The sequence below is a fragment of the Streptomyces sp. NPDC091281 genome, from assembly GCF_044757425.1.
Taxonomy (GTDB): domain Bacteria; phylum Actinomycetota; class Actinomycetes; order Streptomycetales; family Streptomycetaceae; genus Streptomyces.
In genome coordinates this window covers 331,344-343,089 of the sequence record NZ_JBIVUY010000005.1, presented here as the reverse complement: position 1 = coordinate 343,089, position 11,746 = coordinate 331,344, and the positions used below count along the sequence as shown (strand labels likewise).

General features: G+C 73.2%; 9 protein-coding genes. 7 read left to right on the top strand and 2 right to left on the bottom strand.

Annotated elements, in window-relative coordinates; all coding sequences use genetic code 11:
- Positions 1-123 precede the first annotated feature (123 nt).
- The 4 genes from ACIQPQ_RS16020 to ACIQPQ_RS16005 all read left to right on the top strand — a co-directional run bounded on the left by ACIQPQ_RS16020 (position 124) and on the right by ACIQPQ_RS16005 (position 3,577).
- Positions 124-1,053 (top strand): alpha/beta hydrolase, encoded by a 930-nt coding sequence (locus ACIQPQ_RS16020; protein ID WP_401304132.1) that lies wholly within the window; start codon positions 124-126, stop codon positions 1,051-1,053.
- 82 nt (positions 1,054-1,135) lie between these two features.
- Positions 1,136-2,143 (top strand): alcohol dehydrogenase catalytic domain-containing protein, encoded by a 1,008-nt coding sequence (locus ACIQPQ_RS16015; RefSeq protein ID WP_401304129.1) that lies wholly within the window; start codon positions 1,136-1,138, stop codon positions 2,141-2,143.
- Positions 2,144-2,221: 78 nt separating this feature from the next.
- The gene (locus ACIQPQ_RS16010; RefSeq protein WP_401304127.1) at positions 2,222-2,626 is read left to right on the top strand and encodes a nitroreductase family deazaflavin-dependent oxidoreductase; all 405 of its coding nucleotides are present in this window, start codon (positions 2,222-2,224) and stop codon (positions 2,624-2,626) included.
- 309 nt (positions 2,627-2,935) lie between these two features.
- Positions 2,936-3,577 (top strand): NAD(P)-dependent oxidoreductase, encoded by a 642-nt coding sequence (locus ACIQPQ_RS16005; protein ID WP_401304124.1) that lies wholly within the window; start codon positions 2,936-2,938, stop codon positions 3,575-3,577.
- Positions 3,578-3,697: 120 nt separating this feature from the next.
- On the opposite strand, the gene ACIQPQ_RS16000 is transcribed toward ACIQPQ_RS16005, so the two are convergent.
- The gene (locus ACIQPQ_RS16000; RefSeq protein ID WP_401304121.1) at positions 3,698-4,315 is read right to left on the bottom strand and encodes a TetR/AcrR family transcriptional regulator; all 618 of its coding nucleotides are present in this window, start codon (positions 4,313-4,315) and stop codon (positions 3,698-3,700) included.
- A 157-nt stretch (positions 4,316-4,472) separates the two neighbouring features.
- Here ACIQPQ_RS16000 and ACIQPQ_RS15995 point away from each other — a divergent pair, with 157 nt between their 5' ends.
- Positions 4,473-5,006 carry a GNAT family N-acetyltransferase gene (locus ACIQPQ_RS15995; RefSeq protein ID WP_401304119.1) on the top strand — a complete coding sequence of 178 codons (534 nt, stop codon included), beginning with the start codon at positions 4,473-4,475 and terminating at the stop codon, positions 5,004-5,006.
- A 1,260-nt stretch (positions 5,007-6,266) separates the two neighbouring features.
- Positions 6,267-7,016 carry an RICIN domain-containing protein gene (locus ACIQPQ_RS15990; RefSeq protein WP_401304116.1) on the top strand — a complete coding sequence of 250 codons (750 nt, stop codon included), beginning with the start codon at positions 6,267-6,269 and terminating at the stop codon, positions 7,014-7,016.
- 25 nt (positions 7,017-7,041) lie between these two features.
- Here the strand turns inward: ACIQPQ_RS15990 and ACIQPQ_RS15985 are convergent, their stop codons facing one another.
- A complete protein-coding gene (locus ACIQPQ_RS15985; protein ID WP_401304113.1) occupies positions 7,042-10,365 on the bottom strand; it encodes a right-handed parallel beta-helix repeat-containing protein in 3,324 nt (1,107 codons plus the stop codon).
- A gap of 179 nt (positions 10,366-10,544) precedes the next feature.
- Between ACIQPQ_RS15985 and ACIQPQ_RS15980 the strand changes: the two genes are divergently transcribed.
- The gene (locus tag ACIQPQ_RS15980; protein ID WP_401304110.1) at positions 10,545-11,738 is read left to right on the top strand and encodes a S8 family serine peptidase; all 1,194 of its coding nucleotides are present in this window, start codon (positions 10,545-10,547) and stop codon (positions 11,736-11,738) included.
- Positions 11,739-11,746 lie beyond the last annotated feature (8 nt).

The window sequence follows — 11,746 nt, the reverse complement described above, 5'->3', positions numbered from 1 at the left end:
GCCCGACGCATTTTTGGTCGAGCGATCAGAAATGGAGTACCGTGATTCTTGTTGTTGGTCGATCGACCAGAAACGGTGCGCGCACCGCGCTTCCCTGCCTCACCGCACGAAAGAGCGATCATCATGAGCAGCCCCGAACTCACCCACATGGCCACGTTCTACGAGGAGATGGCCTCGAAGTTCGCCCTCACGGACAACCTCGGCGTCTGGCGCGACGTCGCCGAGTCCCTGCACCTCCTCGCGAGTGAGCCGGAGGGCGTCACGTACCGGGAGGTCGACGCCGGCGGCGTGCCCGCGCTGTGGGTGGTGCCGGCCGGCAGTTCCACCGAGCATGTGCTGCTGCACAGCCACTCGGGCGGTTCGGTGGTCGCCTCGATGTGGATGGACCGCAAAGCGGTCGGTCATCTGGCCCGAGCCGCCGGTGTCCCCGCACTCCTGGTGAACTTCCGGCTGGCGCCGGAACACAAGTTCCCCGCCCAGATCGACGACGTGGAGACCGCCTACCGGTGGCTGCTGCACGAGGGGTACGACTCCGCCGGGATCGCCGCGGTCGGGCACTCCATCGGCGGCAACTACGCGGTGAACCTCGCGCTCACCGCCCGGCGCAAGGGACTGCCGCTGCCCGGCGCGGTGCTCTCCATGTCGCCCTGGTTCGACATCGCGCTCGACAACCCCTCCATCGACGGCAAGGCGGACCTCGACAAGATGCTCAGCCGTACCCAGCTCACCGCCTTCGGCGACCTGATGCTGGACGGTACCGGGGTGGCGAAGACCGACCCCCGGATCAACATCGCGCACGCGGATCCGACCGGGCTGCCGCCGACCTTCGTCCTCTACGGCGACCAGGAGATCCTGACCGACGACAGTGAGCAGTTCGCCGCCCGAGCCCGGACGGCCGGCGTCGACCTGCGGCTGGAGGTGATCCCGGACGGACAGCACAACTTCCTGTTCGGCGCCGGAAAGGTTCCCGAGATCGACGAGGCGGTCACCGTGATGGCCTCCTGGCTGCGCGAGAAGCTCGACGTCCCCGTCCAGGTGGGCCAGGCGGGCTAGACGGGCCGGGAGGGCCGGGCCCGCGCCTCAGGCTCCCCGCCCACGTTCGAGGCAGCGGCACACCAGTACCTCAGGAGGAGCAATGCGCGGCATCGTCCGTACCGGACCGGGTGACCCGGCCGACGTTCTCACCTTCAGCGACCGACTCACCCCACCTCGCCCGGGACCTGGCCAGGTCGCCGTGTCGATGTGTGCCACCGCGATCCACGCCGGTGACCTCCTCGGTGTGCGGGAGGGCTGGGCCGCGCCCGATCCCGCGCGGCCGGCCGGTGTCGGGTCCGCGGGCAGCGGGACGGTCCAGTCCGTCGGTCAGGGTGTGACAGGCGTCGCCCCCGGAGACAGGGTCGCCTTCTTCGGTGCCGCGGGCGCCTGGCAGGAAGTGGTGCTGGCACCCGCGGCGCACGTGCACCGCGTGCCCGACGCACTGCCGGACGATGTGGCGGCGCTCGCCCTGGTCAATCCGCTCACCATGCGCATGCTCATGCGAGCCGTCGACCACCACGGAGGCGGGGCCGCCGGAGCAGACGGACCGATCCTGCACGCCGCCGCCGGATCTGCGGTGGGCACTCTCGTCAGCGCCGCCGCCGATCGCCATGACCTGTCCCTGATCGCCCTGGTCCGCTCCGCGGACACGGCGGCCCGGCACCGGGCACGGTGGCCGAAGGTCCCCGTCATCACCACCTCGGCCGACGGGTGGGAGAAGCGCCTGGACGAGGCGATCGGCGGGCGGCCCGTGCGGGTGGCCCTCGACCCGGTCGGCGGACCGGTCAGCCGAGCCATGCTCGACCGGCTCGGCGAGGGCGGCACGTTGCTCTCCTACGGCCGCCTGGATTCCCGGCCCTCCGGCTTCGAACCGTTCGATCTGGTGCGCCGCCAGCGAGCGGCGGTCGGCGTCAGCATCGAGCAGTGGGCCGGCCTGGACGACGCCACCCGCGCGGACGACGTCGCCTTCGCCCTCGACCTCGTGGCCGCACGTCCCGACCTCGCCGAGATCGCCGGCCACTACGACCTCGCCGAGCACGCCGTGGCCGTCGCGCACGCGCGGCGCCCCGACCGGACCGGCACCGTCCTGCTGACCCGTCGTCCCTGACCCGGACCGTCGGCCGACCGCCGCGCGGTCGGGCGTCCCCAGACCCCGAAACCACTCCGCACCAGGAAGACAACCCACGTGCTGTTCCAGGAAACACACATCAAGGCCTACGAGGAGACCGACGGCGCGGTCGGACACGAATGGCTCCCCGGCCTGTTCACCCTCGTCCTGCACACGATCGGCCGGAGCAGCGGACTGCCGCGCAAGTTCGCCGTGATCTACCGGGCGACGGGCGACTCCTTCGTCCTCGTCGCCTCCCGCGGAGGGCACGACCGGCACCCCAACTGGTACCTCAACCTGCTGGCCCGGGCGGAGATCGAGATCCAGGTCGGCGCGGAGCACCTACGGGTGCGGGCCCGCACGGCCGTGGGCGAGGAACGGGACCGGCTGTGGCCGCTGATGGTGGAAACCTTCCCCACCTACGCCGAATACCAGGAAAAGACCGAACGAGTGATTCCGGTCGTGGTCCTGGACCGGATCTGACGCGTCCCTCCCGGATCACCGCGGCCCCGGTCCACCCGGACCAGGCCGCGGTGACGGGTTTTCCGCGCAGACGCGGTGGTCCTCCGGAGATCAGCTCGACCTCCCAGTGCCTCGGCTGCGGAAAGCCTCTGACGACCGAATTCCATCATTCCGAGTCCCCGGCACACCTGTCTCGGCCCGTTCGCGCAGTCCTAGCCTTCTGTGGAGCCGTGCGGCGTCCCGCGTACTGGTCGGGCACCGTCCGATCACAGGGGCGGACGGCAGCACTGCGCGTTCGGAAACACCTGTCCGCGAAGGGAAAAGAAGAGGATGAGCAGGATCGTCACGTTCGGGGCCGCCGGAACCGCGGGAGCCCGGGTCGTCGCGGAGGCCGCCGCGCGCGGCCACGACGTGACAGCCGTGGCGCGTCAGGAGGGGCGGCTGCGCGACCTCCCTCCCGGAGTCGAGGCAGCCGTCGGCGATGCCACCCGGCTCGACTCGGTCACCGCCTTCGCGAAGGACGCCGATGTGCTGGTACTCACGATCGGAGGGAACCCGGAGGTGTATACACGCGTCGTGGCCACCGTTGCCGCGGCGGCCCGGTCCCTTCCCTCGAAGGAACTGCGCGTGCTCCACATGGGGGGCGGCTCCAGCCTGCTCAACGAAGACGGAGTGACCTTCTACGAAGCACCAGGTTTTCCGGAGGAGTACAAGCCGCACGCAAGGGGACAGCTGAAAGCCCTCGAGGCGTACCGGGCGTTGGGTGACGAGGTGACGTGGACATACCTCTCCCCGCCTCCGATCCATTTCGCCCCCGGTGCGCGTACCGGCCGCTATCGGACCGGATCGGACCATCCCGTGGTGGGGTCGGACGGTCGAGCCAGTATTTCGTACGAGGACTTCGCGGTCGCGCTGGTGGACGAGATCGAGAATCCCAGGCACCTCAACAAGCGCTTCACGGTCGGTTACTAGGTCGTGTCCGCAGAGTCCTGTCGTCCGCCCGGAGGGCGGGCCCGGCGGCGTCCTGCGGGTGTCCGGCATCGAACGTCCGGCCGGCGGACGGACGCCGGTCAGCTCTTGTGTGGACGCCGCTCATGCCTCGTCGTCGTTCCGCGGCTGCCCTGCGTAGGCGGCCGTGAGCATGGCCACGGTCGCCGCGCGCGCCTTCTCCAGGAGGCTGTCCTCCAGGCCGCTCTTCGCGAGGAACTCGATGCCCTGCATCGACGTGAGCAGACCGGCGGCCACGGAGTCCAGGTCGACGTCCTCCCGGACCTGCCCGGCGGTCCGGGCCCGCTCCAACTGACCGCGCACCACTCCCAGGATGTCCCTGTACGTGCGCCGGGACAGCTCGCGCACCCTGTCGTCCCGTCGCGCCAGCGTCGTGGCGGAGGAGGCGAGGAAGCATCCGTCGACGCCGAGCGGCAACCGGCCGTCGTTCTCGAAGGTCACCGCGTCCATCAGCGAACCCCATGGGTCCGGACTCTCCGCCAGGATCGAGGCGAGTCCAGCCACCTGCCGGGCGCAGTACGCCTCCAGGGCCCGCACGAACAGGTCGTGCTTGCTCCCGAACACTCCGTACAGGCTCTGTGAGGCCACGCCGGTCGCCTCGCAGAGGATCTGCATGCTCGTCGCGTCGTACCCGGAGCGCCAGAACTGGTCGCGCGCCTTCTCCAGAACCTGGTCTTCGTCGAACTTGCGAGGTCTGCCCATGGGTGCAAGTGTACGCTTTTTTGGTTGTTCAACTAAAAATCGGTGCTCCCGTCGGATCGTCCTTCCCCTCGGCCACGGCTGCGAGCCGACCAGGGACGCCGGCCCGCTCGGGAGACGGGGGCGGATGATCGCACTCCGTATGAGAGAAGATCTCCCGATGAGTTCACGCACCTCCCCACGCGGCCGGACGATCACGATTCGTCGGGCCGTCCCGCAGGACGCCGGACGGCTCACGCGGCTCGTGCGCCGCTCCGGTGCCTACGAGGGCAGATACGCCGCAGCGGTCGCTGGCTACCGGGTCGGCGCCGACTACATCGAGGCCCACCGCGTCTTCGTGGCCGTCGGCTCCGACGACCACGGGAGCCAGATCCTCGGGTTCTACTCGCTCGTCCTCGCCCCGCCGGAGTTGGACCTGCTGTTCGTCGCCGACGCGGCGCAAGGGCGGGGCACGGGACGACTGCTCGTCGCGCACATGATGTCCGAGGCCCGCGCCGCCGGGCTCGACCGGGTCGCGGTCGTGTCGCATGTTCCCGCCGAGGGCTTCTACCACCGCGTCGGCGCGGTCCGGATCGGGACCGCGCTCGCGAACCCGCCCGCCATCCCCTGGGACCGTCCCGAGTTCGAGTTCCGCATTCCTCCGGTGCGACGCGGTACGCCCGTCGCCCGTCCCCGGCGCCGGACCGTGGCGTGACAGCACGAGACGCGGCGCTGCCTCGGCCCGGACGCGTCGAGACCCCGGTGAGGGCGGCTGTCCGCCGACGGGGTCCGGCGAGGCATCCGCTCCGCCCGGCGTGCGCCCGCGACCCGCTGCGCATGCCGATCGACGTCAGCGGGATCTGCGCCGACGCGCACGCCCTCCGGCTCACGTCGGCGCGCGACGCGGGCCTGTGGGTGGAGATGGCGACGCGCACCACGCTCGTCCCCCTCGTGGGAGTCGGCAGGGCCACCTCGTTCGACCGGCTCATCGACGCCGTCCTCGCGGCCCGCACCGACACGGCACCGCCGGAGGCCGCGGAGCTTCTCCACCCGCTGTGCGATCCGGCCCCGTTCGCAGGTCATCCAGGAGTGCCGGAACACCACCCGGCGCGGCCCGATCCGGCGGGCATGGTGCATCCTCGGGCCCGCCATCCGGCGGCACCCGCGCATGACACCCCTCCGTTCCCCCCAACGGTCGGGCCCTGCCGGGTCGTTGGCTACGCTTCGGCCTGCGTGTCCGTGACGTGGCCCGTGGGTCCTGCGGGCCACGGCGGCGTCGGTCCGCGGGGAGACGGGGCGAGCCGACGGTGCATCGGTCGGGCCCCTCGACAGCGGTGGGCCCTCACGGTCCCGTCACCCGCGCCGCTGAGCAGCACGGACGCATCCCCCACGAGCCGACGACGGAGTACGGATGCCACCTCACAACGACGAAGCCCGACCGGCTGCCGCAGCGCCCCCGGCGACCGGGTCCGCCGCGCCCAAGGTGCGTCAGGCGGTCACCTTGCCCGCGGTGGCCTGCGCGGCGGGAGCGGAACTCACCCCCGCCGGCCGACGCGATCCCTCCGGTGAGCGGGCCGGCGCGGCCGAGTCCGCCGGTGCGACGGACGGTGCCGGGGCGGCTGCCGCCGACGTGACACAGGAAGCGTCCCCCCGGCAGACCGGCCCGGACGCGGAGACCGGCGAGGCCGCCGAGGGGACGGCGGAGAGCGGGACGACGGAGAGCGCCGGGACCGCGGCGCCGGGCGGGGGGCGCCGGGGCGGAACGGGCACCGCCGCCCGCCGAGCCGCCGTACCGAGAGCCGGGGCCGTGCCAGGGGCGGCAGCGGCTTCCGGCCCGGCTCCTGGCGTCGCGTCAGGTTCCGCTTCCCGGAACGCCGTTGAAGGCGCCGGGACACAGGTACTGTCCGGTTCCCCGGGAGGCCCGTCCGCCGATGCCGCGGCTACGGCAACCGGGCCCGGACGCCCCAAGAAGCCGGTGCTCGCCGCCGCCGTGATCGTCGGCGCGCTCCTGACCGCCGTACCGCTTCTGATCCTGACGCGGCACGACCGGGACGCGCCCCGGGCGGCGGACACCGCTGCCGCCGAGACCGCCGACGACACCGTGCTCGGGGCGGCGCTCCCGTCCGCTCCGGGCGACTACGCGGCCGCGACCCCGTCGGCGAAGCGGGCGGCCTCGCCGTCCGTCTCCGTGTCCGGGACCACGGCGAAGGCGCCCACGCGCAAGGACGCCGCGTCGGCCGAGCCCCGCAGCGAGCCCACGCCCGCGCCCCGGACCACGCCCAGGAAGCCGCCGCCGGTCAGCGCCACGCCCAAGAGCGCCGAGGGGAACGGCAAGAGCCCGTCGAAGACCGGCTACTTCCTGATCGCGGGGGGTGCCGGAATGTGCCTCGACCCCTCGTCCGCAGGCGGCCGGCTGCGGATCGAGAGGTGCAACGACCAGGACGAACAGCGCTGGGACCTCCGCCCGGACGGCACGGCCCGCGCCGACGGACTGTGCATGACCTCGCCTTCGTCGGCCAGCGGGTCGGCGATGCGGACAGCGCGGTGCGACGGCAGCCGGGCGCAGCAGTTCCACCTGAACAAGACCACCAACAACCTGGTCTCACAGCTCAGTTCGAAGTGCGTCGACGTCTACAACCTCGGGACGACGGCGGGCACCCCGGTCATCGTGTGGCCCTGCGACGGCGCCGACAACCAGAAGTGGTACCAGTGGATCGACCACTGACGGCACGGCACCCGGGGCGGCCCCCTCAGCGCCCCGCCCCGTCGGCCCCGTCCGGTGGCAGGTCCTCGGGGAGCAGCAGGCGCAGGTCGTCCAGGCCGGGGGACGGGATCGTGCCGACGCGGCGGGCCTGGAGGGTCATCATGGACTCCACCAGGCGCCGCGCGGTGCGGGCGTTGCCGAAGGCGCGGTCGCGGGGGATGGCGGCCACGTAGCGGCTCAGCGCGTCGACGGTCTCCGGCGGGCAGTCGTAGCCGGAGTCGGCGGCCTGCGCGGTGATGATGCCGACCAGCTCTCCGGTGGAGTAGTTCTCGAACTCCACGGTGCGGGTGAACCGCGAGGACAGGCCGGGGTTGGAGTGCAGGAACCGCTGCATCTCGGCGGTGTATCCGGCGGCGATCACCACGATCTCGTCGCGGTGGTCCTCCATGAGCTTCAGCAGGGTCTCCACCGCCTCCCGGCCGAAGTCGGACGTCGCCCCCTCCGGGGTGAGGGTGTAGGCCTCGTCGATGAACAGCACACCGCCCAGGGCCCGTTCGAAGACCTCCTTGGTGATCTGCGCGGTGTGACCGACGTAGCGGCCCACGAGGTCGGCGCGGGCGACCTCCACGAGCTGGCCCGTGGGCAGCACCCCGAGGGAGTGCAGGAGTTCGGCGTAGAGGCGGGCGACGGTGGTCTTGCCGGTGCCGGGCGGGCCGGAGAAGATCAGGTGCTGGCTGATCCGCGGGGTGGGCAGTCCGGCCGCCTGCCGCTGCCGGGTGGTCGCCAGCAGGTTCACCAGGTCGGTCACCTCCCGCTTGACGGCCCCGAGGCCGACCATGGCGTCCAGCTTCGCGAGCAGTTCGTCCGAACTGCCCGCCGCGCCGGCGGAGTCGTCCGGTTCGGGGCCGACGTCCGCGGGCAGCAGCAGGGAGAGGTCCGCCTCGGCCGGGTCGACCATCGAGCCGAGCCGGAACGCCTGCCGGTCCACCATCTCCTCGAACACCCGGCGCGCCGCGCGGCCGTTGCCGAAGCCGGCGCCCCGCTCCATCCGCCCGTAGTGGTCGGCGAGCGCTTCCAGTGTGCGCGGGTCCAGCTCGTAGCGGTGGGCCTCGCACATCCGCTCGGTGATCGTGACGAGTTCCTCCGGCGTGTAGTTGGCGAACTCGACGGTGCGGGTGAACCGGGACGCCAGGCCGGGGTTGGAGTTGAGGAAGGAGGCCATCTCGTCGGTGTAGCCCGCCGCGATCACCACCACTTCCTCGCGGTGGTCCTCCATCAGCTTCAGCAGGGTGTCGATCGCCTCCCGGCCGAAGTCGGCGCCGTTGCCCTTGCTGTCCGACAGCAGGGTGTACGCCTCGTCCAGGAACAGCACCCCGCCCAGGGCCTCGTTGAACGCCTCCGTCGTCTTGATGGCCGTACCGCCGATGACCTGGGCGACGAGGTCGGCGCGGGAGACCTCGACCAGGTGTCCCGAGCCCAGCACGCCCAACTCGGCGAGGATGCCGCCGTAGAGGCGTGCGACGGTGGTCTTGCCGGTGCCGGGCGGGCCGGAGAAGACCAGGTGGCGGCTCATCGGCGGCACCGGCATGCCCAACCGGGACCGGCGCTGCGCCAGTTGGTTGAGGTTGACCAGGGTGCGGACCTGGTGCTTCACGTCGGCCAGGCCGATCAGCGAGTCCAGCTCCTCCAGCGGGCCCGACGGCACGGCCTTCCCGGAGCCGCCCCGGCCACCCGGCTCGCCCGCCGCCGCGGTGCCGACGACGTCCGCTCCCCACAGGTCGGGGGCGCCGTTGTCCGCGCTGGTCAGGTCCTCCACCGTGAGCCGGTCGCTGCCGCGGGTCTGCTTCAGGCCCGCGCCCTTGTTCTCCCGCACGGTGCAGCCCGCCGCGCTGACCTGGTCGGCGGTGTCGATCCGTACGCCGTCACCGAGACTGCCCGTGATCACACAGGTGTCGAGGCTCAGCCGCGCCCCGTCCGCCGCCAGCACGCCGTGGGCGCCCGAGCCGGACACCTCGGTGCGCAGCACCGACAGTTCGCCCCCCTTGTCCACGGCGACGCCGGAGGCACCCGAGCCCTGCACCCGGCAGTCACGGACGGAGCCCAGGCCCTCCGCGCCCACCCCGATCCCGGCGTCGGCCGCGCCGAGGACGGCGGAGTCCCGCAGATGCGGACGGCCGCCGCCGGACACCCGGACACCGTCCGCTCCGGCGCTCTCGATCTCGCAGTGCTCCAGCCGTCCGCGGCCGTCGTCCGTGACCTCCACCCCGTGCCCGCCGGACTTGACGACCCGGGCCCGGCGCAGCAGCGGGTTCCCGCCGCTGCGGATCAGGATGCCGACACCGGCCGCGTGGGCCACCTCCAGCCGCTCGAACTCGGCGGCCGACTCCTCCTCCAGCAGGACGGCGCCCGCCCGGTCCGCGCAGTCACGGACGGTGGTGTCGGTCAGCACCGGGGCGCTGGAGTCCGACACCCGGATCGCCGCCCCGCCCGCGGTGTCGAACTCGCACGCGCGGAACGTGCCCCGCGACCGCTCCAGGACGGCCAGCCCGTTGCCCTTGGTGCGGGACGTACGGCAGCCCAGCACCTCCGCGTCGGCCCCCGACGCCAGGACCACACCGGGACCGGACGTGTCACTGACCGTCACCTGCTCCAGCAGCGGACGCGAGCCGCTGGTGACGTACACGCCGACCGCCGCGTCGTGCACCCGCACGCGCCGCACCCGGGTGCTGCTGTCGCCCTCCAGCGCGATGGCGGGCTTCCCGGTGCCGGAGATCTCGCAGTCCTCGACGACGCCCTGGGCCTCGCCGTTGGCGAGCACGCCGTTGCCGCGCGCCCCGCGGATACGGCAGTCCCGCACCGACGTACGGCCGTTCGCGCTGATGACGACACCGCTGGTGGCCAGGTTCTCGATGACGCAGTCGGAGATCACGCTGCCGGTGTCGGTGGTGTCGACTATCCCGGCCCCGTCCGGGTTGCTGACCCGGCAGCCGCGCATGGCCAGCGAGCCCGACTCCCGCGCCAGCACCGCGGTCCAGCCCGCGCCGACGACGGTGCAGCCGTCCATGGCGACCTGCCCGCGCGCCGCGTCCACCACCGGCACGTCCTCGGAGCCACCGCGGAGCGTGAGGTCGGTCAGCATGACCGCGTCGGCGACCAGCACGACGGCGCTGCCGCGGCGCGGGCATATCTCGACACTGCCGGGTTCGCCCTCGGCGACGACGGTCACCCGGGTCCGGATGGTCAGGTTCTCCGGGTAGCGGCCCGGCCGCACCCTGACGACCGCTCCGCTGCGCGCCTGGGCCAGCGCCTCACCGATGGTCCGGAAACTTCCCGGCTGCTCCGGGCAGACCGTGAGCAACTGCCGCGACAAGCTGGGTCCTCCTCGCTCCGGCGCCACGGTTCGGCCCTGTGGGACGTCGGGGCGCGTACCGGGTGAAGGCTACGTGAGCGGGGCCGTCATCTTCCAGGCGGGGCAGCGCACTTGCCGTGGAACGCCGGACACCGGGTGCCGTCCCGTGCCGCTCGGGCGGGCGCCATAGGATGCCCGCCATGCGACGAGACCCCACCTCCGCACGCGCGGCCGCCGCCGTCCTGATGGGCACCCTCCCCCTGCTCCTCGCCGGAACCGGACCGGCCCTCGCCGACTCCGCGCCGGTCGAACTGCCCGTGGTGCGTGCGGAGGTGGGCGCCGACGAGCCGTGCGCGGCGGCCTCCGGACGGACCGCCGAGCGCGAACCGTGGACCGTGCGCGCCCTCGGTCTGCCCCGCGCCTGGCAGCAGTCGCAGGGCGCCGGGGTGACCGTCGCGGTGGTGGACACCGGTGTCGGCACCTCGATCCCGGTGCTGGCCGGGCGGGTCGAGACGGCGGGCGGCGCGGACGGCGACTGCGTCGGGCACGGCAGCTTCGCCGCCGGACTCATCGCCGCGGCACGGAAGGAGGGGGTGGGCCCGGCGGGCGTGGCACCGGCGGCGCGGATTCTCGCGGTGCGGGGCACCGAGGAGCGCGGCACGACCACCCCGCAGTTGCTCGCCGACGGCATCAGGGAGGCCGCGGACGGCGGCGCCCAGGTGATCTACGTCGCTCGGGCGCTGCCCACCGGCAAGAAGGAGCTGACCGCCGCGGTCGCCTACGCGGACAAGCGCGACGCCCTGGTGGTGGCCCCGTTCGCCCCGGACACGGTGCCGAAGGACACGGCGCGGGGGGACGCGGCTCAGGACCGGGCCGCGCCGCTCTGGTACTGGCCCGCCGCGGCGCCGGACGTGCTGTCGGTGATGGACTACGGCGCCGGAGGCGGACGCCCCGCCGACGCGCCGACGGCGCTCTCCGCCGACCTCGCCGCCCCCGGCGTCGGCGTGGTCGGGAACGGGCCGAAGGGCCGCGGCCACTACCTCGGGTCCGGGTCCTCCCTCGCCGCCGCCCATGTGGCGGGAGCCGCGGCCCTCGTCCGGGCGCGCCACCCCGACCTGAGCGCGGCCGACGTGGCGCGCCGCCTGACGGCCACCGCCTATCCGGCGTCGCCGCCGCGCCTGGACGTGTACGGCGCGCTGACGGCCGTCCTCACCGACGCCGCCGCCACGGTGCCGAAGCCGCCCCCGGCCGCCCTGCCCGAGGCGCCGTCACCGGCCCCTCGGCACCGGGCCGTGCTGGTCGCCTCCGTGGCCGGCGGGGTGGTGCTGCTGGTGGCGGCCGCGGCCGCGGTGATCCCCCGCGGCCGGGCCCGCAGGTGGCGGCCGGCGGACTGACCTCCGCC